This window comes from Shimia litoralis, from assembly GCF_005518135.1.
Classification (GTDB): domain Bacteria; phylum Pseudomonadota; class Alphaproteobacteria; order Rhodobacterales; family Rhodobacteraceae; genus Shimia_E; species Shimia_E litoralis.
In genome coordinates, this window is record NZ_SULI01000002.1 from 1 (window position 1) to 24,780 (window position 24,780).

27 protein-coding genes are annotated in these 24,780 nt (G+C 53.7%); 12 read left to right on the plus strand and 15 right to left on the minus strand.

What is annotated here, in order from left to right; genetic code table 11:
* Positions 1–98: 98 nt before the first annotated feature.
* Genes FAP39_RS01910 through FAP39_RS01920 form a run of 3 tightly spaced genes read right to left on the minus strand, consistent with a single transcriptional unit; the run spans position 99 to position 2,111 of the window.
* Positions 99–890: an iron chelate uptake ABC transporter family permease subunit gene (locus FAP39_RS01910; protein WP_138014690.1), complete on the minus strand. Its 792-nt coding sequence runs from the start codon at positions 888–890 to the stop codon at positions 99–101.
* Positions 883–1,638, minus strand: a complete 756-nt coding sequence (locus FAP39_RS01915) for a metal ABC transporter ATP-binding protein (RefSeq protein ID WP_138014691.1) — start codon at positions 1,636–1,638, stop codon at positions 883–885. The genes FAP39_RS01910 and FAP39_RS01915 overlap by 8 nt, the downstream gene beginning before the upstream one ends.
* A complete protein-coding gene (locus FAP39_RS01920; RefSeq protein ID WP_138014692.1) occupies positions 1,635–2,111 on the minus strand; it encodes a transcriptional repressor in 477 nt (158 codons plus the stop codon). Before FAP39_RS01920 ends, FAP39_RS01915 begins: the two co-directional genes overlap by 4 nt.
* Positions 2,112–2,200: 89 nt before the next feature.
* Here FAP39_RS01920 and FAP39_RS01925 point away from each other — a divergent pair, with 89 nt between their 5' ends.
* The gene (locus FAP39_RS01925) at positions 2,201–3,169 is read left to right on the plus strand and encodes a zinc ABC transporter substrate-binding protein (RefSeq protein ID WP_246058903.1); all 969 of its coding nucleotides are present in this window, start codon (positions 2,201–2,203) and stop codon (positions 3,167–3,169) included.
* Positions 3,170–3,221: 52 nt separating this feature from the next.
* Here the strand turns inward: FAP39_RS01925 and FAP39_RS01930 are convergent, their stop codons facing one another.
* Positions 3,222–4,883, minus strand: a complete 1,662-nt coding sequence (locus FAP39_RS01930) for an ABC transporter substrate-binding protein (RefSeq protein WP_138014693.1) — start codon at positions 4,881–4,883, stop codon at positions 3,222–3,224.
* A gap of 222 nt (positions 4,884–5,105) precedes the next feature.
* Between FAP39_RS01930 and FAP39_RS01935 the strand changes: the two genes are divergently transcribed.
* Entirely contained in the window at positions 5,106–6,152 is a 1,047-nt protein-coding gene (locus FAP39_RS01935; protein WP_171006763.1) for a glycosyltransferase family 2 protein, read from the plus strand.
* Between the two features lie 12 nt (positions 6,153–6,164).
* Here FAP39_RS01935 and FAP39_RS01940 read toward each other — a convergent pair whose 3' ends face one another.
* Complete coding sequence (locus tag FAP39_RS01940; protein ID WP_138014695.1) at positions 6,165–7,184, minus strand: LacI family DNA-binding transcriptional regulator; 1,020 nt, start codon at positions 7,182–7,184, stop codon at positions 6,165–6,167.
* Between the two features lie 406 nt (positions 7,185–7,590).
* Between FAP39_RS01940 and FAP39_RS01945 the strand changes: the two genes are divergently transcribed.
* Positions 7,591–8,397 carry an outer membrane protein gene (locus tag FAP39_RS01945; RefSeq protein WP_138014696.1) on the plus strand — a complete coding sequence of 269 codons (807 nt, stop codon included), beginning with the start codon at positions 7,591–7,593 and terminating at the stop codon, positions 8,395–8,397.
* A 130-nt stretch (positions 8,398–8,527) separates the two neighbouring features.
* On the opposite strand, the gene FAP39_RS01950 is transcribed toward FAP39_RS01945, so the two are convergent.
* The 5 genes from FAP39_RS01950 to FAP39_RS01970 form a co-directional block, all read right to left on the minus strand.
* Positions 8,528–9,550 carry an HlyD family secretion protein gene (locus tag FAP39_RS01950; protein ID WP_138014697.1) on the minus strand — a complete coding sequence of 341 codons (1,023 nt, stop codon included), beginning with the start codon at positions 9,548–9,550 and terminating at the stop codon, positions 8,528–8,530.
* A gap of 100 nt (positions 9,551–9,650) precedes the next feature.
* Positions 9,651–9,908 carry a DUF3302 domain-containing protein gene (locus tag FAP39_RS01955; RefSeq protein WP_138014698.1) on the minus strand — a complete coding sequence of 86 codons (258 nt, stop codon included), beginning with the start codon at positions 9,906–9,908 and terminating at the stop codon, positions 9,651–9,653.
* Positions 9,909–10,152: 244 nt separating this feature from the next.
* Positions 10,153–10,311 (minus strand): hemin uptake protein HemP, encoded by a 159-nt coding sequence (gene hemP, locus FAP39_RS01960; RefSeq protein WP_138014699.1) that lies wholly within the window; start codon positions 10,309–10,311, stop codon positions 10,153–10,155.
* Between the two features lie 315 nt (positions 10,312–10,626).
* The gene (locus FAP39_RS01965) at positions 10,627–11,934 is read right to left on the minus strand and encodes an ammonium transporter (protein ID WP_138014700.1); all 1,308 of its coding nucleotides are present in this window, start codon (positions 11,932–11,934) and stop codon (positions 10,627–10,629) included.
* 25 nt (positions 11,935–11,959) lie between these two features.
* A complete protein-coding gene (locus FAP39_RS01970) occupies positions 11,960–12,298 on the minus strand; it encodes a P-II family nitrogen regulator (RefSeq protein ID WP_138014701.1) in 339 nt (112 codons plus the stop codon).
* A gap of 258 nt (positions 12,299–12,556) precedes the next feature.
* Between FAP39_RS01970 and FAP39_RS01975 the strand changes: the two genes are divergently transcribed.
* Positions 12,557–14,734, plus strand: a complete 2,178-nt coding sequence (locus tag FAP39_RS01975; protein WP_138014702.1) for a transglycosylase domain-containing protein — start codon at positions 12,557–12,559, stop codon at positions 14,732–14,734.
* A gap of 70 nt (positions 14,735–14,804) precedes the next feature.
* On the opposite strand, the gene FAP39_RS01980 is transcribed toward FAP39_RS01975, so the two are convergent.
* Together FAP39_RS01980 and FAP39_RS01985 are read right to left on the minus strand one after the other, a co-directional pair.
* Positions 14,805–15,398 carry an MlaC/ttg2D family ABC transporter substrate-binding protein gene (locus FAP39_RS01980; RefSeq protein ID WP_138014703.1) on the minus strand — a complete coding sequence of 198 codons (594 nt, stop codon included), beginning with the start codon at positions 15,396–15,398 and terminating at the stop codon, positions 14,805–14,807.
* 1 nt (position 15,399) lies between these two features.
* Positions 15,400–16,152 carry an MlaA family lipoprotein gene (locus FAP39_RS01985; protein WP_138014704.1) on the minus strand — a complete coding sequence of 251 codons (753 nt, stop codon included), beginning with the start codon at positions 16,150–16,152 and terminating at the stop codon, positions 15,400–15,402.
* Between the two features lie 235 nt (positions 16,153–16,387).
* Here FAP39_RS01985 and FAP39_RS01990 point away from each other — a divergent pair, with 235 nt between their 5' ends.
* The 4 genes from FAP39_RS01990 (at position 16,388) to FAP39_RS02005 (ending at position 19,172) form a co-directional block, all read left to right on the plus strand.
* Positions 16,388–16,849 (plus strand): RidA family protein, encoded by a 462-nt coding sequence (locus FAP39_RS01990; RefSeq protein WP_138014705.1) that lies wholly within the window; start codon positions 16,388–16,390, stop codon positions 16,847–16,849.
* Positions 16,846–17,613, plus strand: coding sequence for a glycerophosphodiester phosphodiesterase family protein (locus tag FAP39_RS01995; protein ID WP_138014706.1), 768 nt, complete (start codon positions 16,846–16,848; stop codon positions 17,611–17,613). Before FAP39_RS01990 ends, FAP39_RS01995 begins: the two co-directional genes overlap by 4 nt.
* Positions 17,614–17,685: 72 nt before the next feature.
* Positions 17,686–18,873 carry a GNAT family N-acetyltransferase gene (locus tag FAP39_RS02000; RefSeq protein ID WP_138014707.1) on the plus strand — a complete coding sequence of 396 codons (1,188 nt, stop codon included), beginning with the start codon at positions 17,686–17,688 and terminating at the stop codon, positions 18,871–18,873.
* Positions 18,870–19,172 carry a 4a-hydroxytetrahydrobiopterin dehydratase gene (locus tag FAP39_RS02005; protein ID WP_138014708.1) on the plus strand — a complete coding sequence of 101 codons (303 nt, stop codon included), beginning with the start codon at positions 18,870–18,872 and terminating at the stop codon, positions 19,170–19,172. Before FAP39_RS02000 ends, FAP39_RS02005 begins: the two co-directional genes overlap by 4 nt.
* A 60-nt stretch (positions 19,173–19,232) precedes the next feature.
* Here FAP39_RS02005 and FAP39_RS02010 read toward each other — a convergent pair whose 3' ends face one another.
* Positions 19,233–19,721: a peroxiredoxin gene (locus FAP39_RS02010; protein ID WP_138014709.1), complete on the minus strand. Its 489-nt coding sequence runs from the start codon at positions 19,719–19,721 to the stop codon at positions 19,233–19,235.
* Positions 19,722–19,809: 88 nt separating this feature from the next.
* Here FAP39_RS02010 and FAP39_RS02015 point away from each other — a divergent pair, with 88 nt between their 5' ends.
* Both FAP39_RS02015 and rsmD read left to right on the plus strand, forming a co-directional pair.
* Positions 19,810–21,018, plus strand: a complete 1,209-nt coding sequence (locus FAP39_RS02015) for an NAD(P)/FAD-dependent oxidoreductase (RefSeq protein WP_138014710.1) — start codon at positions 19,810–19,812, stop codon at positions 21,016–21,018.
* The gene (rsmD, locus tag FAP39_RS02020; RefSeq protein ID WP_138014711.1) at positions 21,015–21,584 is read left to right on the plus strand and encodes a 16S rRNA (guanine(966)-N(2))-methyltransferase RsmD; all 570 of its coding nucleotides are present in this window, start codon (positions 21,015–21,017) and stop codon (positions 21,582–21,584) included. Before FAP39_RS02015 ends, rsmD begins: the two co-directional genes overlap by 4 nt.
* Positions 21,585–21,617: 33 nt before the next feature.
* On the opposite strand, the gene map is transcribed toward rsmD, so the two are convergent.
* Together map and sfsA are read right to left on the minus strand one after the other, a co-directional pair.
* On the minus strand, positions 21,618–22,424 hold the full coding sequence (gene map / locus FAP39_RS02025) for a type I methionyl aminopeptidase (RefSeq protein WP_138014712.1): 807 nt from the start codon (positions 22,422–22,424) through the stop codon (positions 21,618–21,620).
* A gap of 150 nt (positions 22,425–22,574) precedes the next feature.
* Positions 22,575–23,282 carry a DNA/RNA nuclease SfsA gene (gene sfsA / locus FAP39_RS02030; protein ID WP_138014713.1) on the minus strand — a complete coding sequence of 236 codons (708 nt, stop codon included), beginning with the start codon at positions 23,280–23,282 and terminating at the stop codon, positions 22,575–22,577.
* Between the two features lie 46 nt (positions 23,283–23,328).
* On the opposite strand from sfsA, the gene FAP39_RS02035 reads away from it, so the two are divergent.
* Complete coding sequence (locus FAP39_RS02035; protein WP_138014714.1) at positions 23,329–24,048, plus strand: competence/damage-inducible protein A; 720 nt, start codon at positions 23,329–23,331, stop codon at positions 24,046–24,048.
* Positions 24,045–24,776 carry a GNAT family N-acetyltransferase gene (locus FAP39_RS02040; protein ID WP_138014715.1) on the plus strand — a complete coding sequence of 244 codons (732 nt, stop codon included), beginning with the start codon at positions 24,045–24,047 and terminating at the stop codon, positions 24,774–24,776. Before FAP39_RS02035 ends, FAP39_RS02040 begins: the two co-directional genes overlap by 4 nt.
* Positions 24,777–24,780 lie beyond the last annotated feature (4 nt).

Genomic DNA, 24,780 nt, shown 5'->3' on the forward strand with positions numbered 1-24,780 from the left:
ATGAACATAAACCAGATGCATCTTAGCCAAGCCGCAAACCTGTCCTAAAAAGCAGGACCACTTCAATGATATCCTGAACGCGCTAGGGGTGCACAGGGCTACGCCTTCTTGAGTTGCCCAGCAATTGTCGACGCTAAGAAAATGATGGCGGCGACACAGACGATGGTTGGCCCCGCGGGGGTGTCGTATTGAAAGGACACCCGCAATCCAAGCAGCGCTGAAATTGCCCCAAGAACGGCGGCAAAAGCGGCCATTGTTTCCGGAGTGCGCGCCAATGATCGTGCGCTTGCGGCGGGAATAATCAGCAAGGCAACGATGAGCAAAGCGCCGATTACCTTGATTGCGACCGCCACGACGACCGCCAAGCCGACGGTCAATACCAACTGTTCTCGCTTGGGATCAATCCCGCTGGCATAGGCGAGGTCTGGATTGAGTGTCGACGTCAACAGCGCCGACCATCGCCACAAAGTTAGGATCACGACCAGCACAGCCCCCCCCCAGATCACGGCGAGATCGGATCTGCTCACTGCGAGGATGTCGCCAAACAGATAGGCGTTCAAGTCGAGACGCACACCGTTCAAAAATGACACGGCAACCAGACCGAATGCCAAAGCGGAATGCGCCAAGACCCCTAACAGAGTGTCCATAGCGAAACCTCGGTCGCTTAGGGTCGAGACAGTTAGGGCCATCGCAAGCGCGACCGCCAAAGCCCCGGCAAACACCGAGGTCGACAGGGCCAACGACAATGCGACCCCCAGAATGGCAGCATGCGAAGTTGCATCCCCAAAATAGGCCATGCGTCGCCAAACAACAAAACACCCAAGTGGAGCCGCGGCGAGTGCCACGCCGATCCCGGCGAGAGTGGCGCGGATGAGAAAGTCGTCAAGCATGGTCGCACTCTCCGTGTTCATGCGAGCCATCGGCATGATTGTGATGGTGATGGTCGTGATCGTGGCGATATAGGGCAAGCGCCCCTTGCGTGCCAGAACCAAACAATGCGCGATACTCGGGCGCCGAGGCCACGATTTCAGGCGCGCCATGGCAGCACACATGGCCATTCAGACACACCACCCGATCCGAGGCGCTCATGACGACATGCAACTCGTGGCTGACCATCAGCACAGCACTGCCCAAGTGTTGTCGAACCTCTTCGATTTGGCGATACAAGGCCGCTGATCCGGGCTGGTCGAGGCCGGTCGTCGGCTCGTCGAGGATAAGAAGATTGGGCTTGTCCAGAAGCGCACGCGCCAGCAAAACGCGTTGGAATTGCCCGCCTGAGAGGGCAGACATTTGGCGTGCCTGTAAGCCATCGGCTCCTGCTTGGTCCAGCGCCTCATTGATGCTTGCACGGCTATGTCGCACAGGCAGATTCAGAAAACGCTGAACGGTGAGCGGTAGCGTCGCATCAATTGTAAGGCTTTGAGGTACATATCCGATGCGTGTGTCGACATCGCGCAAGATCGTGCCTTTGGAGGGTTTGATCGCACCGATAATGCTGCGTAATAGTGTTGTCTTTCCGGACCCATTTGGTCCTACAAGCGTGACGATCTCGCCTTTTTCAATTGAAAAATCAACATTGCTTAGGGCTTGGTGCCCACCCAGCCGTACACTCAGGTTGGAAATGGAAATGAGACTCATGCTGCGCGGCTTTCTTGACAGTTTGGGCATAAGCCCTCGACTTCGACCACGGTCGTTTCGATTTGAAAGCCAAGCTCTTGCGCTGTTTGGGTCAGCGCGTCAATGGGGGTGCGTGCTTCTACGACCGCGCCACAGGCGCGACAAATCATAAAGGTTGGGGAATGCGCTGATCCGGCATGCGTGCAGGCAACATAGGCGTTCAATTTTTCAATCTTATGGATGAAACCTTGAGTTCCCAGAAAATCCAATGCGCGATAGATCACAGGTGGCTGCGACCCCAGACCTTCTTCGGAAAGAATGGTCAGCACATCGTATGCCCCCATGGCGCGATGTTCCTGCAGCAAGATTTCGAGCACGCGGCGGCGCACCTTGGTAAATTGCAGTTTGTTGTCGCGACAGTGCTTCTCGGCCACGGCAAGTGTACTTGAGACACATGCCGTATGGTTGTGGTTTTCAAAGCCGAGGTCATGCATTTGGGTAATTCCTTTGATTACGTATTGATATAATATAACATATCACTTAAGGCTAGGCCCTTCTTTCGTTTCGCACAGAGGATTTACACGTGAAACACCTATTTGTCGCTATGACTGCCCTGATCGGCGTGGCCACGGTTGCCACTGCAGAGGCACCATCCGTCGCTGTTGATATTGCCCCGACACACGCCTTGGTTGCCACTGTGATGCAAGGCGCTGGAACCCCCAACCTTCTTGTTCAGCCCGGTGTGTCACCTCACGGATATTCCATGCGTCCAAGCGAAGCGCGTGCTTTGCAGGATGCGGATGTCGTGTTTTGGATTGGGCATGCTCTGACGCCGAGTTTGGAAAAGCCCATCGAAACGCTGACCTCTGATGCGAAGATTATCGAATTGATGGACCTCTCCGGAGTGACAAAATTGCCATTCAGAGAAGGCGCGGCATTCGAGCACCATGAGGATGATCACGACGACCATGACGACCATGAAAAGGACGCCGAGCATCACGAAGAGGACGCACACGACGACCACGATCACGAGGGCGGTATTGATCCACACATCTGGCTGGACCCTGCGAACGCATCTGTTTGGCTGTTCGAAATTGCCGAAACTCTGGCGGAAATCGATCCTGAGAATGCTGCGTTGTACCGTGAAAACGCCGAACGTGGCCGCGAGAGAATTGCGACGATGATTGATGACATTAATCATCTTGTCGCGCCGGTGCGGGGGCGCGGATTCGTCGTGTTCCATGATGCGTATCACTATTTTGAAGAACGGTTCGAACTTCAGGCGCGTGGGGCAATCCTGGTATCAGACGGCGCAGCACCAAGCGCGGCACGCCTCAAAGAAATTCGCGCGGTTTTCGAAGAAAAGGATGTCACCTGTGTCTTCTCCGAGCCTCAGTTCAATGCAAAGATCGTAGATGCGGTTGTTGCACAGGGAGCGGTCAATTCAGCAACCCTTGATCCGCTTGGTGCAACACTTGAGGTGGGTCCAGATTTGTATGAGACCCTTATCAGAAACCTTGCGAGCAATATTGCAACTTGCCTAAAGGAATAGTGTGTCAGAAATCCCAGCCGTCCGTCAGATACGCGATTGGCTGGGATTGCCTTTATGTCCAGGCGAGGCGCTCCGGGCGGATTTCAAAGGATAGATGATGCGCTCCCCCCATAAGGCCCGTTTTGGTGTGGTTATACAACGATCGCCAATAGGGTTGGATAATGACGGCATCATCCTGAAGCATCTGTTGGCCAATAGCCATCAGGGACCGACGTTCTTCGATGTCCACCGCGGCAAGCGTTTGATCCAGTAATGCGTCAAATTTTGGGTTGGCATAGCCTGACTCGTTCCAGGCCTCGTCCGAGCGATAGGCCAATGCCCAGATTTGAACACCTAGCGGGCGGTGATTCCAATCGGTGCCAGAAAAAGGGTAGCTCGCCCAATCATCTTGGAACTTCGCACTTGATAGGATGGTGCGTTTGACCTTGAAGCCAGCATCCAGAAGCTGTGCGGCGACGGCATCTGTTGTATCGCTGCGCCATGCATCATCGACCGAGTGTAACTCGAATTCGAAATCGGCCATGCCGGCCTCTTTCAGAAGACCAAGAGCCCGCGCAGGGTCATGGGGCTGAGGTGGCAATTCAGCATATTCTGGATGAATGGGGCTGACGTGATGGTTTTCGGCAACGGCACCGCGCCCCCCATATCCCAGCTCTAGCAAAATCGAGTTATCTACAGCCAGCTGAATGGCTTTGCGCACGCGCTTATCGGCATAGGGTGTTTTCCCATCGACCTCGGCACGTTGATTGGGGCGAATAACAATTGTGGCTGCGGTGGTAATCTTGTGCTCGACCCAGTCATCTAGCGCAGAAATCATGTCAACAAATTCGCCATCAACGTCATAGAGCATATCAATTTCATCGTTTTCGGCAGCAGCCACCCATGACGCAGGGTCGGTGCCATAATCAATGAACTCGATGCGATCGACGTAGGCCCCGTTGCCTGCGTTCCACCACGTGTGATTTGGATTGCGCACCAGAACCGCCTTTTTGCCCACGTCCAAAGATTCCGGCAGATACGGACCAGTCCCGATGGCATTTGTCAGCATGTCGTCTGGTGTGTACGAGGCGTGCGTGATTGCCGTGGGATAGTCCGACATACTTGGGATTAACGTGATATCCGGTCGGCTTAAGTTAAGCTGTACCGTGTGCGCGTCAAGAACCACAACGCCACCTTTGATCGCTTGGTGTGTTGTGGGGTCGACGAGGGCGGATAGGCGTCCCGCGACTGAGTTTCCTGGAAGAGTTTTGTCACACCACCCGATAATGTTGCGGGCGACATCATCTGCGGTGAACGGGTCACCGTTATTCCATGTGACGCCTTTGCGCACATAAAGCGTATAGGTTTTTGCATCTGGGCTGATGTCCCAGTCTTCCAGCAATGACGGTTGAAAGGTTCCGTCGTTTTCATACGACACAAGGTATTCCAGCCAGCCGCGCGAAAAATTGGCGATTTGAGACCAATCGAATGTGCGTGGGTCTTTGAGCGCGCGGACTTCTTGCTGGATACGAACGGTGCCCCCTGTCTTTGGCGCACCCGAAGCGTGCACAGGTGTGGCAAGACCAAGCATTGCATATGCGGTTGCCGCCGTGGCCCCAAAAGCGCTGGCAAGTGCAAGGAATTCGCGGCGACTCACGGGATCAGACCCGATTTTGGTGGCCTGATCCACAATGGCCTGAGGCATTGGTGTTCCGTTGCGCTTGAAATAGGTCATACCAATCCTCTTTGCCGTATCACTGTGCTGTGCTTGGCTCAGAATAGAGCAGCACACAGCGTGTCCTTCAAGCTAACCCAATTTTGATCTTTGAAGATAGTCCAGAGGGCGGGAAACTGTCACTTTACGGCCTCAGTTGGGGCCAGAGCCAAGATCAAACGTGCCAAGAAACTCGTGCGCGTGCTAGCCATGGGGGCAAGACAATTGTGGAGCACATCAGTTTTGAGAATTCTCTCTGTGACATCTGTTCGGAACGAGGGCCCGTACCTGCTGGAATGGATCGCACATCATAAAGCAGCAGGCGTTACGGATTTTTTGGTGTACTCCAATGATTGTGACGACGGCACAGATCTTATGCTGTCGCATCTGCATGACGCGGGAGTTCTGACCCATGTGCCCCAAGCCCGCGAGGGCAATCGATCCATTCAATGGCAGGCACTGAACCGTGGATGGAAACACCCATTGCGAAAGCAGGCGGATTGGATTTTGGTCTCTGACGTCGATGAATATCTGAATATCCATGTGCCAGGGTATCGTATTTCTGATTTGTTGGCAGCGCTTCCAGAAAATACGGATGGTATTGCCGTGCCGTGGCGCTTGTTTGGGCACAATAATGTCCTCGATATTCAGGACGCACCTGTCACAACCCAGTTTACCCGTGCAATCCCACCTGACACATCGTTCCCGATTTCGGCGAGCATGTTTAAGATGCTGTTTCGTCGCGCTGGGCCGTTTAACCAACTTGGCGTCCATCGCCCAAAACAAAAGGCCGCTGACAAGGCCGGCCTGCCAAATTTTGTGGATGGGGCAGGCGTGCCGTTACCGCCGTTCTTGGCCGAAACCCCAAACCGTCTATCTCTTTATATGTTGTCCCAAGGGCGGTCTTTGGTCGAAATGAACCATTACGCCATTCGTTCGGCTGCGGCGTTTTTGGTCAAGAAAGCGCGCGGCCTACCAAACCGGTCCCACAAAGCCGTGGATTTGTCATATTGGGTCGAACGGAACTTCAACACTGTTGAAGATACGTCGATTGCCAACATGCGCCCAGCCACTGAGGTGCAGTTAGAACGGCTCTTGGCAATTGATGGTGTGTCGGAGACCCACGCCGCAGCGCTGGCTTGGCATCAAGCCAAGTTCAAGGATTTGGTCACACAACCGGATCATCAACGGCTGTTGACCGAAATCCTGACAGCAGGAAGCTCTGCGGTGCTCCCGCCCGCGCTTCAGCGGCAGTTGGTGCGCTGGTATCAGCAGGCGCACCAATCCTAAGATGCACGGTGGCTATCGACGTTTCAAAGTGTCCCCATAAGAAATTTTGGGCGTTAACTCTGTAACCATGTCGGTGTCTTCATCGTTGACTCGTGCGGCGATGATTTCCGCAGCTTTCTGGCCGATTTCTTTGCGGCACGCATCCATCGTCGCAAGTTGGCGCGGTAGCCCTTGCAATAATTCGACGCCGTTAAAGCCTGCCAAACCGATTTGACCGGGCACGTCGATACCTTTTTCCAAGAGATACAACAGACCTCCGGCCCCAATCATGTCGTTCGAGAAATACAGGAAGTCGATGTCTGGATTTCGGTCAAGCACGGCGGCAGTCATCTCGCGGCCTTTTGCCAAGGCCGACCCGCCGGAATAAAACTCTTTTTCGGCAATCTCGACACCGCCTTTTGCCAAGGCTTCTGTAAAGCCTTCAAAGCGTTTGCGCGCGCGGTGGTCTAGAGGCATTTTGGTGCCGAGAAAGGCGATATTTCTGTATCCGGCCTTAAGAATGGCCTTGGCCATTTCTCGACCAGCGCGGCGATGTGAAATACCCACCATCGCGTCGACCGGTTTTCCATCAACATCCATGATTTCAACAACGGGAATACCGCTTGCGTCAAGCATTGCGCGGGCCGCTTCGGTGTGTTCCAGTCCGGCGATGATCACGCCTGACGGGCGCCAGGACAGCATTTCATAAAGAACTTTCTCTTCCTTTTCAGGAAGATAATCTGTGACGCCAACCACAGGCTGTAGTTCAGTTTCTTCTAGAGTCTGGCTGATACCCGCAAGAACTTCGGGGAAAACCATGTTGGACAATGATGGGATGATCACCGCCACAAGATTCACACGCTGGCTTGCCAAAGCACCAGCAATCTTATTGGGGACATAGCCAAGTTCTTTGGCTGTTTTTAGCACACGTTCGCGTGTTGCGTTAGACACATCGCCACGGTTGCGTAGGACGCGGCTTACGGTCATTTCGGATACGCCTGACGCTTCGGAAACGTCGCGCAATGTCAAAGAGCGTTTTTCATCACTGGTCACGGAATTTTCCTTATCGCAATGAAAAAATGTTACCGCGAACACGTGGCACAATTCAAGCGATGGATGTGTCCATGCACGGTTTTCTATGAATGCGAGCATGATGATATCACCGAACCAGAGATCGCCCTGAAGCGGTGGTAAGGATCATCTGTCAGAATGATAAACCGTGTTGAGCCTACCGAATGTGGCCGTCACGACCAAGGCTCGCGATCTTGGTGGAGGATTTCTGCGAGCCGGCGATCAATTTGTTCGTAGTGCGCGCCAATGCTGCAACAGCGCGAGAGAGGTTCCAATCCATGTCGCAACTTCTGACTGTGAGGATTCGGTCTCTTATGCTACCGTTCACTTGGTAGCCAGTAGCACAAGTTTGACATGCGCGGACGCGCTTGAAGTGAAGGAGATTGCAATGGAACAGGGTAAGAAGCGAACACTTGGTTTGGCAGCGTTGACCCTTGGGGCCTTCATGCTTCCAGATGTGTCCTCTGCACAATCAATGCCAGCGCCCGGCCAAGACGAAGAGGGCTGGCGGCATACGCTGGGTCTTTACATGTTCACGCCTCTTTCGACGACGGGATCGTCAACGATCAATGGCAACACAGTTCCCGTAGACATGAACCTGCGCGATGTCCTCGAGCTTCTGGAATTTGCCGCTGCCGGACGGTATGAGGCGTGGCATGGTGACTTTGGCCTGATTTTTGACGCGAATTACGTGGGCATCGGTTCTGATGGAACGTTGCCTGGACCCGGTGGCGCGGCCTTTGATGTAGATGTTCGCCAAAAATGGCTGGGCTTGATGGCGGCCTATCGCGTTATTGATGGGACATATGGGGCAAGTGGTCAGCGGTTCACGTTCGATATCCAAGGTGGTGCGCGTTACAATAATGTACGCCAAGAAGTGAAGATCGGGGCGGCTCCGACGGCGGGTGGCGACGAAAGCTGGTGGGAGCCGGTTGTTGGCGCACGTGGAATGTGGCGACTGAATGACAAGTGGACGACTGTTGCGTCTTTGGATCTTGGCGGATTTGGTGCCAGCGGGAATGACCTCCAGATTGGTGCCAATATCGGGTTCGACTATCAACCATGGGATAATACAGCCCTGACGTTCGGATATCGCTATTACAGCATGGATTATTCAACCACTTTGGCGACTGGCGCGTTCGCATATGATACCGAACAACACGGCCCATACATGGGCGTGAAGTTCTTTTTCTGATTTCGTCAGAGTTTTCGGTCTGCGTGTTGGATTTCGTTAGAAATACGCAGACCAAATGATCCGTTAAGTGTGCTTAACGAGAGCATGCACAGAATCCGTTCAACAGCCAAACTACGCGTGCCGCCGGTGATTAGAGCATCGGATTCAAGTAGTTGAGAATGGCCGTCATGCGCATCATGACTTTGCGGATTACATGGGTTGCCCCCACACTTTCAGTGTAAATCGCAACGCTTCCCACTGTGCCAGGTGCCATGAACGCATCATCCTCGGGATTCGTAATATTGATCCGGACCAGAAACGGTTCGGGAGAGATTTGAACGGCAGACGCGATTGAGCCAGATACGATGGCTTGGCCGGTTGAGGCAGATGGAACAATGCTCTCAACCGTTCCAAAGATAAGCTTACCCGGGCGTGTTTTCATGGCAATTTCGACGGATTGGCCAGGAGAAATATGCCGGAGGTAAATTTGCTGAATTTGTGCGACCGGTTTTACTTCAGAAGTGTCCACAAACGCCATCGCTGGTGCAAACGGTAGGCTCACAACGCGTTGACCTACTGTGAGGGCAAGGTTCGTGACATAGCCGTCAGATGGTGCGCGCACAGTGGCTTGGTCCAGATTCCATTGGGCCTGTGCGAGTTTGGTTTCCGCTTCCGCAACTTTGGCAGGACGCCCATCAGGCATCAGTGCACCTAACTCTGTCTGGGCGTCTCTGACGGATGCGCGTGCGGAGCGCACACCTGCCGCCGCTTGATCCAGATCGCTTTGGCGGCGCTCTAGACGATTTTCGGCATAGACCTCGCTCTCGACCAATTTCTTGTCATCATCATAGCGCGACTGGGCCAGAGTTTCGCGTGCCACTGCCTGACTGAGATTGGCTTGGGCCGTGTTCAACGCCTCGGTGTCTTTCTCGGCGAGAGCGCGCGTGCGCACGACGTTGGCTTCTGCCAAGTCGACGGCCTGCTGAAACGGCAACGGGTCAATACGGAAAAGGACATCACCTTTTTTCAGTGGTGTATTGGGCGTGATGTCTACGGAAATGACTTGTCCGGCGACGTTGGGCACAATTTGCACGACCCGCGTCAGGACGCGAACTGGCCCCGAGGGAGCGCCCCATTGCATGGGGATAAACAGAAAAATCAACAGCAGCACCATCCAGATGCCGTTGTTGACCAAACCACCTTGGTATCAGGCAGTATTTTTGCCTTGATCAGCACAAAGAGGACAGCCACGTAGATCAGGGTCAGAAAGACAATCATGCCGCGGCCTCCTCGCTCGGGTCGGGAAGTTTTTGGCCGGAGTAAATGTAGAAGGCCCACACAAGTGCGAGCGGCCAAAACACCCCAAGCGCGATCGCCCCAAGCCATCCCGCAACGTTGACGGCCTCAACTTGGGGGTGGTTTCGTTGGCGGGCAATTTTTCCAGGAAGCATTGCAAGGAAAACAAATATCGCCAACGCGGTCGCGATTAGAACGATGAGTACGATCCACGCAAATATGTCTAATCCGCTCACCTGAAAGCCTCCGATTTTCAAAGACCCTAGCACATAACTTGGGTATCGCAATGCAAGAAGCCCGTGCTGAAACCACTGTCCTACACACAGCCAAAAGCTGCCTATTGGCAAGACGGAAACTGGGCAGGGGAAGAGCAACTTGTGCTGTGTTCACATCAAATATTGTGCCAGAGGCATGCAGGCATGCAGGCATGTCGAAAATATCGCCATGCCGTTTTAGCAAGCCCGCTTGGTGGGCGCCCACCTATTTGGTCAGGATGAGCTTTCCTGCGCGTGTAATTCGAAGCGTGTAAATCTGTTCATCCAGGATGATTTGCGCAAGACCTTTGTCTCCCGTCAGCGTGCGTGCGTCGTGAAGGGGCATCGGGTTCAATAGGTGGCTCATCGGGGTAATAGCGTTCATCGGGCGATCCTCATCATAGGGTGGCTCACGAATAAGAAACTGCGCGTTTCGACGTGTCCTGATTTGTGTGTGTTGGCTATCGCTGGACGAATGGCTGGTGTGTGTAATTGATGACAAAAATAGTCAGGTAAGTCAATTGGGAACATTGTGGTAGAGGGGGATTGGAAAAGTAATTTATATTTCAGTGGTTAGATGCGTTTTGCGCACCTTTCCGCAGATCAAACCCTTGAATTTGGTGAATCACTTTGGGTCTGAACAACAAAAATGGCCCGAACACATATGTCCGAGCCATCATGGTTTGTTTTGATCTGAAAATTAGCCGTTGGTGAATTCGGGATACGCTTCCATGCCGAGCTCAGCCATATCTAGGCCATTGATTTCGGCTTCTTCGTCAACGCGGATGCCAACGGTTGCCTTTAGAACAGCCCAGACGATCAGCGAGATGACAAAAACGAAAGCTCCGATTGCGATCACACCAAGCGCCTGAGTGGCGAAGGATGCATCAGCTGTGTACACGGGAACGACCATTGTACCCCAGATACCTGCCAGCAGGTGCACAGGGATGGCGCCCACGACATCATCAATCTTGAGCTTGTCGAGCAATGGAACCGCAAAGACAACGATTACACCACCCACGGCCCCAATCCAAAGTGCACCAAACAGCGTTGGATCAAGCGGGCCTGCGGTAATTGACACCAAGCCTGCAAGTGCCCCGTTCAGAACCATAGTCAGGTCGGGCTTTTTGTACAAAATCTGCGTGAGAACCAGTGCCACAATCGCACCAGCGGCGGCAGCCATGTTTGTGTTCGCAAAGATCTGAGCCACGGCATCGACGTCGCTGATTGTGCCCATCGCAAGCTGAGAAGCGCCGTTAAAGCCGAACCAGCCAAGCCACAGAATAAATGTTCCCAACGTCGCAAGAGCAAGGTTCGAACCTGGCATAGGGATCGTGCGGCCGTCTTTGTATTTGCCAATACGTGGCCCAAGGATCAAGGCGCCTGCGAGTGCCGCAAAACCACCAGCTGCGTGGACGAGCGTAGAGCCAGCAAAATCTGAGAAACCAGCGGCAGACAACCAGCCGCCACCCCACTGCCAGCTTGCTTCGATCGGATAGATCAAACCAGTCAGGACGACAGTAAAGATCAGGAACGGCCACAGCTTGATGCGCTCGGCCAAAGTGCCGGATACGATTGACGCGGTCGTCGCGACAAACATCAGCTGAAAGAAGAAATCAGACGCGTTGGAGTAGCCGCCGGAGTCGATCTCGGATTTGATGTCTTTTGGTGTGATCGTTCCAAAGACACCTTCGATCAGCCAGTTGCCGTCGCCCGGATACATTACGTTATATCCGATGATCCAATACATGATCGCTGCGATCGAAAATAGCGCCACGTTTTTGATAAGTTGCATCGATACGTTTTTAGAGCGGACAAGGCCTGCCTCGAGCATGGCAAAGCCTGCGGCCATCCAAAACACGAGAAACCCGCCAATCAAAAACAGTAGAGTGTTAAAAATAAATGTCGTATCCGCGAGGGTCGCGAACTGGCTTTCGCCTTCGGCGGTGGCCAGACCAGGCAGCGCAATAAGCGCGACTGGAAGGGCAAGTTTAGTCAGGGTGTTCATTGTTAATATCCTTCCCGAATGACGCTTAGATCGCGTCGGCATCTGTTTCGCCGGTGCGAACGCGGATGGTTTGCTGGACGTCCAGCACAAAGATTTTGCCGTCGCCGATTTTCCCGGTCTGAGCGGTTTTCATGATTGTCTCTACGACCTGCTCGGCCATGGCGGCGGAGACGACGATTTCAAGTTTGACCTTGGGTACAAAATTGACCGCGTATTCCGCGCCGCGATAGATTTCCGTGTGCCCCGACTGCGAGCCAAAGCCTTTTACTTCGGTGACCATCATGCCGCGCACGCCGATCTCGGTCAGCGCTTCGCGGACCTCTTCGAGTTTGAACGGTTTGATGGTTGCAATAATCAGTTTCACCGTGATCCCCTTTTCGAATTGCAGGGACATCCCTGCTTGTTTGCACCTGCAGAAAAACGCGCTTGGCAGCGAGAATCGAAGTCAGTTGCCCGATTTTGCGCCGTCATTTCGGCTGAAAACGCACAATTTTTGCACAATTGTTGGCGTTGGATGAAAAATTAGGCGCAACAAAAAGGTTTGTAGAGGTGACTTGATCTCAACATTGCTGAGATTTCCGGTTAGACTGTGTCCAAATAATAAGGCTGAGCAGAGCAGCACATGAGTAATTCAGGTCGTAAGAAGCCGCCATTGGTGGCCGAGAAGCGCTATGGTGCCAAACCGGCTGCCAAGCCAAAACCCAAGCGTAAACCCCCCGCGCAAGCGACGATGAAATCCAAGGCCAAGCCGAAAAAGGCCGCGCCACGTCGCAAGGTTGTCAAAAAGAAACCCACCAAAAAGCGGCATCCAATAGTGGCCTTTGTCCTTGGCATTGTGCATTGGGTTTGGCGTTTGGTGTGGGCCTTTACGTGGCGCACCGGCATGGTCTTTGGGATCATTCTCGCGATTGCAGTGGGATACCTCTATACGACATTGCCGGATGTGAACGCGTTGCTTGATGGTCGTGCGCGCGGCTCGGTGACCCTATTGGATCGCAACGACCAGGTTTTTGCATGGCGTGGGGATCAGTTTGGGGGCGTTGTGACGGCGACGACCGTGTCTCCCGATCTTAAGAATGCGATCGTTGCGACCGAAGACAAACGTTTCTATCGCCATTTTGGCGTGAGCCCGCGCGGCGTTTTGGGTGCGGTGCGCATTAACCTGTCCGAAGGGCGCGGTCCTTTGTCTGGGCACGGTGGGTCTACAATCACGCAGCAAACGGCAAAACTGCTCTGTCTTGGTGTAGAGTACGATCCTGCTGTTTGGAAAAACGAGGCGGACTATGTGCGAGATTGCCGCCAGGGCTCGTTGTGGCGCAAAGCCAAAGAGGCCATGTACGCGATCGCGATGGAGATCAAATTTTCAAAGGATGAAATTTTATCCGTCTATATGAACCGTGCCTATATGGGGGGCGGGGCCTATGGCGCCGAGGCTGCATCTCAGCGATATTTTGGGAAACCGGCATCTGTGGTGAATGCAGCCGAGAGCGCGATGCTCGCCGGATTGTTGACTGCGCCGTCATCTCTGGCGCCAACGTCTAATCTTAAACGATCCCAAGATCGTGCAGCGACGATCCTAAGGTTGATGAATGAACAAGGGTATTTGACTGACGACGAAACCCAATACTGGCAAAGCAACCCCGCAGTTCTGTCCGCAGCGGCCAAAGCTAAGGCGGGTGGATACTTTGCCGACTGGGTTATGGCGTCCGGCCCTGAATTCTTTACACGCAATACGACCGAGGATGTGATCCTCAAGACAACGTTGGATCCGCGCATTCAAGAAGCCGTGGAAGAAGGCCTCAAGTGGGTATTTGAGAACAAAGTCCGCGAAGGATCAAAAGCGCAGGCGGCGATTGTGGTGATGTCTGCTGACGGCGCGGTGCGCGCGATGGTTGGTGGCCGAAAGACCAAGGTGTCGGGTGCGTTCAACCGAGCGACACAGGCCAAGCGCCAAACGGGATCGGCGTTTAAGCCATTTGTGTATGGGACGGCGTTGGACCTGGGGTATGCGCATGATGATCTAGTCGACGACGCACCCTATTGTTTGAACATTCCGGGATCGGGGGAATGGTGCCCGCGGAACTATACAAACAAGTACTATGGCGAAGTGCCTCTGACATTTGCCCTTAAGAACTCTCTGAATATCCCTGCCGTGAAAATCTCCGAGTCCGTTGGGCGCGAAAATGTGCGTACGGTCGCCAGTGGGTTCGGGATCGAAAGTGACCTCGCGGCTGGTCCGGCCTTGGCTCTGGGTGCTTCGGAAAGCTCGCTATTGGAAATGACCGGGGCTTATGCGGGTATTCTGAATGGGGGGTCGTCTGTGACACCCTATGGATTGATCGAGTTGCGCCTCTTGGGCGACGATGCTCCGTTGATGGGAACCGGTGGCGGTATTGGTGAACGGGTGATCACCGAAGGTGCCGCGCGTGAACTTATCTATATGATGGAAAAGGTGGTCAGCGAAGGGACTGGCCAGCGTGCGGCAATAGAAGGGTGGCAAGTGGCAGGGAAAACCGGCACCACACAAGCCGCACGTGATGCATGGTTTATCGGGTTCACCGCGGATTACGTCGCGGGCGTCTGGATGGGGTATGATGACAACACCCCGCTTACGGGCGTCACAGGTGGCGGCCTTCCGGCGGAAATCTGGCATGAAGCAATGGTGCGTGTACACCAAGGGCTGGAACCCGTGCCGTTGCCTGCGTTTGTGCCACAGCCCAAGGCAAAAGAGCCGAAGGCAAAGAAAAAGCGCGGCGGAAACTTTCTTGATAAATTGATCGAAGGGCTGGTGGGGCAATAGAAGCAACTTTGCCGCGCAAACAAAAAAGGGCCTCGTTTAAGAGGCCCTTCATTACATGCTGTAGATCAGTTTATCCCGACTTTTTGAGATCTTTGATCAGCAGATCGATATTGCCGTTGCGCTTGTCCAGCATCGCGCCGATTTCTTCGCGTTCAGTGACCAACAGGCTAATGCCCTCAATCTTCATGTCGAAAAATTTCGCACGGCCGGTTTTATCGGACACCATGAAGTTTACATCAAACGGGCTTTGCCCCTTAAGTTTGGCTTGCGTGCGCACTTCGTAAAATCGCTTGAGAGGGCGAGCATCCTTAATAATGATTTCGCCGCCTTTGAATTCTTCAAAGCGTTTGCCGTATTTGCGCGACAAATATCCTTGGAAAGCTTTTGTATATGCGTTGAGCTGTGATTTGCTTGCGCTGCGTGCAGAGACGCCCAGCGTCGAGCGCGCAATATTTGGCACGTCGGCGTATTTGACAAAAATCTTTTCAAAGTCCCGGATCATGCTGCTGACAGATTTGCCTGAAGCGATCACTTTGTTAATGTCATTGACGACCTTTTGCACCAGAGCGCTTGCCTGACTTTCGTTAAGCGCAAGGGCTACGTTCGGAAGTGCGAAAATGGCGGCTGATGCCATCCCGCTTACCAGAAAACCACGTCGGTTCATTTTAGAAATCCTCGTAAAGATCTTCGTAGACATCAACATAGAGGTCCGTTGCGTCTAATCCAAGTTCGTAGCGACGATTTTGCAGATATAGTGATCGCGCCTGAACATAGCTGTCTTCGCTTTCATACAAGATCGAGTCGATTGTCGCGTCGTATTTGTAGCGCTTGCCAAACGAATCCACGATATAGGCGACCGCGCCAATATATCGCTGAGGATCGCGGGCGACGACAAAAAATGGATCCAAGACCAGATCGACGCCAAAGCCTACGACGTCACGTGACGTCGATGGGCCGAAAAATGGCATTTCTACATACGGCCCTTCGGCTGCGCCCCATACGTGCAGCGTCTGACCAAAGTCGGCTTGTACGCGCTCTAGTCCGATATCGGATGCCGGATCGAACACACCGCCAAAGCCGACAACTGTGTTCAGTAGAAAACGGCCGGTGTTTTGGGCTGCTGTATCCAACTCGCCCTGAAACAGGTTGTTGAAAATGTCATTGGGCAAGCCAAGGTGGCTTGAGAAACGGCTGACACCGTCTCGCACACCTTCGGGAATTGCGGTGCCGTATCCATCTGAGAGTGGGGAAACGACGTAAGTATCCACATCTTTATTAAACTGGTGGGTACCACGATTTTCAGCTTCGTGAGGGTCATAAACACCCTTACTGGAAACTGCAGAATCCGATGCACAAGCGGTCACCGCCAATGCACTTAGCAGAACCAAAACGTGTGGAATACGATGAAATACGGGCATGGCAATCTAAACTAGCAAAAGAGAAGGAAGCGCTCTGGTAACATGCGTCGCTTTGGTTTTCTAGATGTAGGGTGCACACAGAGGCCAATGGTAACCTATTTGTCATGGTTGGCGGAGACGGGAGGCATACGCCTCCGTGTGCTGGTGTACAAAAAACCAAAAACGTGTCGTATTTGTGGTTTTCAAAATCGGAGCCGCAAACTAGTGTTCCCAAACACACTCAGGGGAGAAAGATATGAACACGATTGAAACCAAATTGGCTGAACTGGGTGTAACCCTACCCGAAGCGATGGCGCCTGCGGCAAACTATGTACCTTTCGTGCAGGTCGGCGACCTTGTCCATGTCTCTGGCCAAATCTCGAATGATGCGAATGGCCTTATTCTGGGGAAGCTTGGGGCTGATATGGATACTGAAGCAGGGGCTGCCGCAGCGCAGACATGCGCCATCGGTTTGCTCTCGCAAGTCAAAGCCGCATGCGGAGGTGATCTTGATCGTTTGGTGCGCGTCATCAAGTTGGTTGGTTTTGTGAATTCGACGCCGGATTTTACCGACCAGCCAAAGGTTGTGAACGGCGCATCTGATTTTATGGTTGCGGCACTGGGTGATGCTGGGCGCCATGCACGCTCGGCTGTGTCAGCGGTGGCTTTACCTTTGGGTGTTGCCGTTGAAATCGAGGGCATTTTCCAAATCAAATGACCCGGTTAGATCGACGCTTTCTTGGGGCACCATTGGCCCATCGTGCCCTACACGACGTATCAGATGGGCGCCCCGAGAATAGCCGCGCGGCTATTCTTGCGGCCATCCGGCATGGGTATGGTCTGGAAATTGATCTGCAGATGTCACGTGACGGGCAAGCAATGGTGTTCCACGACTATGCTCTTGATCGGCTGACATCTGAACGCGGCCCAGTCCGTCAACATACAGCGGCAGAACTGGCCAGCATCCCCCTGAGCGGGGGGACCGAAGGTATCCCAACCTTCGCAGAGGTATTGAAATTAGTTGCGGGGCGCGTCCCGCTTTTGGTGGAAATCAAAGATCAAGATGGCGCGATGGGTGACAACGTCGGCCTGCTCGAGAAAGCTGCAGCGCGCGACGCGGATGGATACGCGGGTCCTTTGGCGTATATGTCTTTCAATCCACACAGTGTTTTGAAAATGTTGGAATATGCGCCAGATGTGCCACGCGGGTTGGTCACAGATAGCTATAGCGCGGATGATTGGCCTTTGTTGCCAGCAACCACACGAGACCATTTGCGCGAAATTCCGGACTTGGGGCGCACGCTTGCGAGTTTCGTCAGTCATCAGGCGAGTGATCTTGAGAGTCGGCATGTGGCCAAGGTCAAAGCAGCGGGATTGCCGGTACTTTGCTGGACGATTCGGTCGCCGCGCGATGAACAAATTGCCCGTAAAGTTGCGGACAATGTGACCTTCGAAGGCTATTTGTCGAAAATCCCTGCTTGATCCTGAGGGCAAGCCCACCAAATATACAAGACCAAGCTGGCGCAAGTGCCGCATATTAACGCGAGGGTGGATATGGACGGGCGTCAGGTTGAAATCCAACGACACCATAGCCTTGACGCAATCGGTGCGGAAAACTGGGATGCATGCGCTTGCCCTGAAACGTTTGATGGGGGGCGGGCGTTTGACCCGTTCACCACCTATCGGTTCCTCAAGGCGATCGAAGACAGTGGCTCGGTCGGGCAAGGCAGTGGCTGGCAGCCCCAATATTTAAGTGCGCACTTGGACGGGCAAGTGATTGCTGTGGCGCCGTTGTACGCCAAGTCTCACAGTCAGGGCGAGTATGTGTTTGATCACAACTGGGCGCACGCCTACGAGCAAGCTGGTGGTCGGTATTATCCAAAGCTTCAGATTGCCGTGCCCTTTACGCCTGTGACCGGGCGGCGGATGCTCGTGCGCCCAGGATTCGAGAGTATTGGTCAAAATGCCATCACACAGGGCGCGATTCAGATTGGCACACAAAACGAGGTGTCATCGCTTCACCTGACCTTTTGTACAGAAGACGAGGCCGAGGTCGGTCGCAATATGGGCTTGTTGCATCGCACCGGTCAACAATTCCATTGGGTGAACGACGCATATACCGATTTTGATGATTTTCTGGCGTCTCTTTCCGCGCGAAAGCGCAAAAATATCCGCAAAGAACGGGCGCAGGCGCAGGCGTTTGGTGGTGAAATTGTCTGCCTGACGGGCGCAGATATCCTGCCGCTCCATTGGGATGCAATGTGGCGGTTCTATCAGGATACGGGGGCTCGAAAGTGGGGTACGCCGTATTTGAGCCGTACATTTTTCGATATTGTTCGTGATGGCCTGAGCGAGGATGTGATGCTGATTATTGCCTTGCGAGATGGTGCGCCTGTGGCTGGGGCTATGAACATGATCGGTCGGGATGCGCTTTTTGGCCGGTATTGGGGGTGTGTCGAAAACCATCCCTGCCTGCATTTTGAACTGTGTTACTATCAAGCGATTGAGTGGGCTATTGCTGAAAACCTGTGCCGAGTCGAAGCGGGCGCGCAGGGTGAACACAAACTTGCGCGTGGATACCTGCCGGTTGCGACCCATTCGTTGCACTGGATGCGAGATGCGGGGTTTTCTGATGCGGTGGACCGATATCTGGTCGCCGAGCGCGAAGCCGTTGCCGATGAGATTGAGGTTCTGACGGATTGGGGACCTTTTCGTAAAGATAAGAGAGAGGATCACCAATGAGCGAATTGCTAAGCGACGCCGCACGGGATGTGATGTTGAAGCCGTTGATTGACAACGGGTGGGTAATGGTTCCGGACCGTGACGCGATCAGGAAAACCTATGAATTCCCCGGATTTGTAGAGGCTTTTGGTTGGATGACGCAGGCCGCGATTTGGGCCGAAAAATGGAACCATCATCCAGAGTGGTCCAATGTGTATGGGCGTGTGGATGTCGTATTAACCACGCATAGCGTTGGCGGCCTGAGCGCGCTGGATGCCAAGCTGGCCAGAAAATTTGATAGCCTTGAGGGGGCGTCGTAATCCAATTGAAAAGGGGCCAAATGGCCCCTTTGCTTTATGGTTTAGGTGACAAACCTGTCGTCACAGTGTTTCAAGCAGGGTTTCGCCTGATGTGAAGTTACACACGTGCGTATCTTGTTCTTCCTGAAGCGTCACGACTACACCATCGTCGATCACAGCAGCAAAGCGCCGCGCCCGATTGACAAAGCCAACGGGTGGGGCCGAGAAATCCAACCCCATGGCCACGGTCAGACGCCCATCAGGATCAGCCAGCATCTTGATACCAGCGCCTGACGCACCTGACGCCTGATCCCAAGCCTCCATGACCCATGGATCATTGACCGACATGCAAATGATATCGTCTATGCCTTTGGCGCGAAACGCGTCTGCGGTGCGCATAAAGCTGGGTAAATGCGCCGACGAGCAAAGCGCGGTAAATGCACCCGGCACACCGAACAGTACAACCTTGCGGCCTTTGGTAATGGCATCAAGAGACACGGGCTCTGGGCCCTCTGTGCCAAGTTTCATCAACGACCCTTGAGGAAGCTTTTCTCCAACAGATATTGTCATGTGTTTCGTCACTTTTGTTGCGTTTCCGATAAATGGAGATATAGGCTTCGCAGAGTATTACAAATCACATTTTTGGCAGGAGACTGGTATGACCCATGTTGTAGTGATCGGAGCGGGGCAAGCTGGGTCTTCATTGGTTGCGAAATTGCGCAATGACGGATTCGATGGTCGTATCACCTTGATCGGTTCGGAATCTGTACCACCCTATCAGAGACCGCCGTTATCAAAGAAATATCTCTTGGGTGAAATGGCTCTTGAGCGCTTGTATCTACGGCCTGCAAGCTTTTACGCCGATCACGATATCGATTTGCGGTTGAATACGCTGGTGACCGATATTGATGCCGCAGGGCAAACTGTTTCGACACAAAACGGTGACGTCGCGTATGACGAGCTGGTGTTTGCCACGGGGTCTACACCTCATCGTCTTCCGGCAAAGATCGGCGGAGCGCTTGGGGGTGTTTATGTTGTTCGCGATCTAAACGATGTTGATGCGATGTCGCCAGAGTTTGAACAGGGCAAACGGGTCTTGATCGTCGGCGGCGGATATATTGGACTAGAAGCTGCGGCTGTTGCGGCATCGCGTGGGTTAAAGGTCACCTTGGTCGAAATGGCCGATAGAATTCTTCAGCGCGTCGCTGCGCCGGAAACCAGCACCTATTTTCGGAACCTGCATACAGGGCATGGCGTCGATATCCGAGAGGGGGTCGGTCTGAGCGAGTTGTGCGGCGAGGGCCGAGTCACAGGCGCGCGGTTTAGCGATGGCTCTGAGCTGGATGTGGATTTTGTGATTGTCGGGGTTGGTGTTGCTCCTTCTGCTGGCCTTGCGGAAACGATTGGCGTTGAGATCGAAAACGGTATCAAAACGGATGCCTGTGGGTGCACCTCTGTGCCGCATGTGTGGGCGGCGGGGGATTGTGCGTCGTTTCCATATCGGGGCCAGCAAGTCCGGCTCGAGAGCGTGCCCAATGCCATCGATCAAGCCGAAGTGGTGGCGCAGAATATTATGGGAGCAGATATCGAATATGTCGCCAAGCCTTGGTTTTGGTCGGATCAATTCGACATCAAGTTACAGATTGCGGGTTTGAATGCCGGCTATGATCGCGTGGTCGAACGTGCTGGAGACGGCCCTTCGGTGTCATTCTGGTATTACCAAGGCGATACGCTATTGGCGGTGGATGCGATGAACGCCCCCCGCGACTACATGATCGGTAAGCGGTTGATCGAAAGCGGTAAATCCCCTGCGCCTAGTTTGATTCAAGATCCTGAAACTGACATGAAGGCGTTGATGAAGCTGTGAGAATTATCGCTGGCAAGTTCCGTGGTACAGCCCTTGCAAACGTAGGCAAGGGGGATGCAGGTGCGCATTTGCGCCCAACAACAGATCGTGTGCGCGAAAGCCTTTTTAATGTCTTGATGGGCGGAAAATATGGTGACCCCATCACCAATTTGCGGGTTCTTGATCTTTTTGCTGGCACGGGTGCGCTGGGCCTCGAGGCGCTTTCGCGCGGTGCAGATCAAGTGACATTTGTGGACGATGGCCGTAAATCCGTCAGTCTTATTCGCGAAAATATCCGCCTGACCAAAAGCCAAGCCGACACGCGTATCCTGACCCGAGATGCCACGCGTTTGCCAACCCATGACGCAGACAAGTTTGACCTTGTTTTTCTTGATCCCCCATATGGAAAAGGGTTGGGGTTGCGTGCGCTAGATGCCGCTGTGTCTGGCGGGTGGATCGCAAAAAATGCGTTGATCGTCTGGGAAGAAAACACAGCCCAGACCGCACCCCAAGGATTTGCCGTGCTCGATAGCCGCAAATATGGGGACACCCATGTCACATTTCTGGAGCCCGATGAGAGTTTCTAGGAAGCTCTGTGTTAGGGGGCGATTTGACGGGGCCTAGCTATATGTCGGGTGAAATTTTCCAGCAGGAGACAGCGTAAAGATTTCGGCACCGTCGGCTTTGATACCGATTGAATGCTCGAATTGTGCGCTCAGTGATTTGTCACGCGTGACCGCTGTCCAGTCATCTGCCAAGACCTTGGTTTCGGGGCGCCCAAGATTCACCATCGGTTCAATTGTAAAGAACATGCCCTCTTCAAGGCGAGGTCCCGTGCCGGGGCGGCCATAATGCAGCACATTGGGTGGTGCGTGAAATACCCGACCCAGACCGTGGCCGCAGAAATCGCGCACGACGCTCATCCGATGGCCTTCAACATAGGATTGGATGGCATGACCAATATCGCCGAAGGTGTTGCCAGGTTTTGCGGCCTCAATGCCCAGCATCAAAGCGTCATGGGTGATTTGAATCAGACGTTCTGCTTTGCGGTTCAGCTTGCCCGCGACATACATTCGGCTGGTGTCGCCAAACCAGCCATCCACAATCACGGTGACATCAATATTCAGGATATCCCCGTCTTTGAGTTTTTTGTCGCTGGGAATGCCATGACACACCACATGGTTGATCGAAATACAGCTGGCGTGCTGGTATCCACGATACCCGATGGTGGCGGATTTGGCACCTGCGGCGTCGACTTTTTCTTCTATCAATCGGTCCAGCTCTGCGGTGGTCTGGCCTGGAAACACATGTTCTGCAATTTCGTCCAAGATACGGGCGGCCAAGGCTCCTGCCACGTGCATGCCTGCGAAATCAACGTCCTGATACAGACGAATTCCATCACGGGTTTGAGTGCCTTTGCCGATCATGAGGTATGCTCCGATTGATGTGCTTGCCTCTACTTATGACTCTTTTTTGTCAGAGACCAGAGGTGTAAAGCCGCGTATTTCGCATGCGGGGCATGGCAACGACACGCCATGCGAATTTGTGGGCAAGAATTCCGAGTACACTTTGTGCCCTCAGGTGCGCGCAAACGGCAAGCGTTGGGCAATATCGATTCCAGACGGGGTGATGTTACACCCATAAGCGATGACCTCGACACCTGCCTTAACTGCAGCGTCGAAAGCCTGAGCGTATTTCGGGTCAATATCCTGTGCCAGCGTCACCTTTTGTGCGTCGGTCCGCTGAACCAGATAAAGCATCATGGCGCGATGACCTTGGGATATCATGAGTTCGAGGTCGCGCAGATGTTTGGCGCCACGCGCGGTCACGCTGTCGGGAAATTCAGCAAGTCCAGCGTTGCGCGAAAGGGTGACGCTTTTGACTTCTAGGTACAAATCAGGTGTGCCATCGGCGCTTAACAAAAAATCAATTCTACTGTTTTGCGCGTATTTGACCTCGGGGCGCACGCCCGTATACGCCGCCAACTCTGGAATTTCGTTGTTTTGTAGAGCAGATTTCAGGGCGCGGTTGGGGATGGATGTGTCGACACCCGTAAAATGCCCATCGGGATGTTCTACAAGGCGCCAGCCATAATCGAGCTTTTTCTTGGGATCATCATTTGGCTCCAGCCAAATTTTGCATCCTGGGTCGGCCAAGCCCATCATGCTTCCTGGATTGGCGCAATGCGCAGTGATCTCGCGGCCATCCGCGAGGCGCGCATCGGCCAAGAAGCGTTTGTAGCGGCGGATTAGCACGGCAGAAACAAGAGGGGTTTGAAAGCGCATGCCTCAGGCCTATACCTGCAAGAACCCGCTGACAAGGAGACCCGCAATGTCTAACCCAACTGCTGCGATGTTAGTGATCGGAGACGAGATCCTGTCGGGACGCACGCGCGATGCGAATATGTACTTTTTGGCGGGCGAGTTGACCAAAGTTGGCATCGATCTGAAAGAGGTGCGTGTCGTGAGCGATGATGCGCCGGCCATTGTCGGCGCGGTCCAAAGCCTGTCTGCCGCCTTTGACAGTGTCTTTACCAGCGGGGGTATCGGCCCGACACATGATGATATCACCGCAGACTGCATTGCTCAGGCTTTTGGTAAGGCCATAGATGTGCGTGATGATGCGCGTGCACTTCTTGCGGCGCATTATGCGAACTCGGGGCAGGAATTGAACGAAGCCAGATTGCGCATGGCGCGCATTCCTGACACGGCGGCACTGATTGATAATCCTGTGTCGATAGCGCCCGGGTTTTCGATAGAGAATGTGTATGTCATGGCGGGTGTCCCCTCGGTTTTTCAGGCGATGGTCGCGAGTGTTCTTCCGACATTGACAGGCGGGGCCCCATTGCTGTCGCAGGCGTTGCGGGTGCATCGCGGAGAAGGCGATATCGCCGGACCTTTGGCCAAATTGGCGGAGGAGTTTAGCGATCTTTCTATTGGGTCGTATCCATTTCAAAAAGACGGGGCATATGGCGCCAACATTGTGGTGCGCGGTACGCAAGGCGCGCGCATAGATGCCGTTATGTCCAAACTATCGGAGTTGTTCTCGTGAGTTTACCTGATGCAAAAGCGCTGTACGCCACAATTGAAGCCACTTGGCCCGCCGCATCCGTTTCCGAGCTAGGGCCATTTACAATTCGCGACGGTCAGGGTGGCGGCAAGCGCGTGTCTGCCGCGACGTGCAACGGGCCGTATTCTACGGATGCGATTGAAGCGGCCGAAGACGCAATGCGCATTTTGGGCCAAACGCCGATGTTCCAAATTCGAGAGGGTGACGAGGCCTTGGATGCCGATCTGGCAAAACGCGGATATGATATTATTGATCCCGTCACCATGTATGCCGCCGATGTGCAGGATATCGCGACCGAACTGCCCCCACGCACCGCGGCGATCCAAGCGTGGGAACCCCTCCATATTATGCGCGAAATCTGGTTGGCAGGTGGCATTGGTCCAGAACGTGTTGACGTGATGATGCGCGCCAGTTCCCCGAAAACCGGGTTTGTGTCGCGTTGGCAGGATAAACCCGCAGGTGCCAGCTTTGCGGCGATACATGATGGCATCGCGATGGTGCACGCGATCGAAATTGTACCGTTTCAGCGCCGATTGGGTGTTGCCCGTTGGTTGATGCGCCGTGCTGCCTATTGGACGATTGCGAATGGTGGGCACACATTGGCAGTGATATGCACGACAGAGAACATTGGCGCAAATGCGCTCTATGCTTCCCTCGGGATGACTGTTGTGGGACAGTATCATTATCGCATTTTGCCTGAGACAACTTAAGGAC

Coding starts and splice junctions, on each gene's coding strand:
- FAP39_RS01915 (WP_138014691.1), bottom strand. CDS start 1,638: ATGAGTCTCATTTCCATTTCCAACCTGAGTGTACGGCTGGGTGGGCAC.
- FAP39_RS02005 (WP_138014708.1), top strand. CDS start 18,870: ATGAGCGAATTGCTAAGCGACGCCGCACGGGATGTGATGTTGAAGCCG.
- hemP (WP_138014699.1), bottom strand. CDS start 10,311: ATGAACGCTATTACCCCGATGAGCCACCTATTGAACCCGATGCCCCTT.
- FAP39_RS01965 (WP_138014700.1), bottom strand. CDS start 11,934: ATGAACACCCTGACTAAACTTGCCCTTCCAGTCGCGCTTATTGCGCTG.
- FAP39_RS01995 (WP_138014706.1), top strand. CDS start 16,846: ATGACCCGGTTAGATCGACGCTTTCTTGGGGCACCATTGGCCCATCGT.
- FAP39_RS01980 (WP_138014703.1), bottom strand. CDS start 15,398: ATGAACCGACGTGGTTTTCTGGTAAGCGGGATGGCATCAGCCGCCATT.
- FAP39_RS01945 (WP_138014696.1), top strand. CDS start 7,591: ATGGAACAGGGTAAGAAGCGAACACTTGGTTTGGCAGCGTTGACCCTT.
- FAP39_RS01910 (WP_138014690.1), bottom strand. CDS start 890: ATGCTTGACGACTTTCTCATCCGCGCCACTCTCGCCGGGATCGGCGTG.
- FAP39_RS01985 (WP_138014704.1), bottom strand. CDS start 16,152: ATGCCCGTATTTCATCGTATTCCACACGTTTTGGTTCTGCTAAGTGCA.
- FAP39_RS01975 (WP_138014702.1), top strand. CDS start 12,557: ATGAGTAATTCAGGTCGTAAGAAGCCGCCATTGGTGGCCGAGAAGCGC.
- FAP39_RS01950 (WP_138014697.1), bottom strand. CDS start 9,550: ATGGTGCTGCTGTTGATTTTTCTGTTTATCCCCATGCAATGGGGCGCT.
- FAP39_RS02010 (WP_138014709.1), bottom strand. CDS start 19,721: ATGACAATATCTGTTGGAGAAAAGCTTCCTCAAGGGTCGTTGATGAAA.
- FAP39_RS01930 (WP_138014693.1), bottom strand. CDS start 4,883: ATGACCTATTTCAAGCGCAACGGAACACCAATGCCTCAGGCCATTGTG.
- FAP39_RS02000 (WP_138014707.1), top strand. CDS start 17,686: ATGGACGGGCGTCAGGTTGAAATCCAACGACACCATAGCCTTGACGCA.
- FAP39_RS02035 (WP_138014714.1), top strand. CDS start 23,329: ATGTCTAACCCAACTGCTGCGATGTTAGTGATCGGAGACGAGATCCTG.
- FAP39_RS01990 (WP_138014705.1), top strand. CDS start 16,388: ATGAACACGATTGAAACCAAATTGGCTGAACTGGGTGTAACCCTACCC.
- map (WP_138014712.1), bottom strand. CDS start 22,424: ATGATCGGCAAAGGCACTCAAACCCGTGATGGAATTCGTCTGTATCAG.
- FAP39_RS01920 (WP_138014692.1), bottom strand. CDS start 2,111: ATGCATGACCTCGGCTTTGAAAACCACAACCATACGGCATGTGTCTCA.
- sfsA (WP_138014713.1), bottom strand. CDS start 23,282: ATGCGCTTTCAAACCCCTCTTGTTTCTGCCGTGCTAATCCGCCGCTAC.
- FAP39_RS02015 (WP_138014710.1), top strand. CDS start 19,810: ATGACCCATGTTGTAGTGATCGGAGCGGGGCAAGCTGGGTCTTCATTG.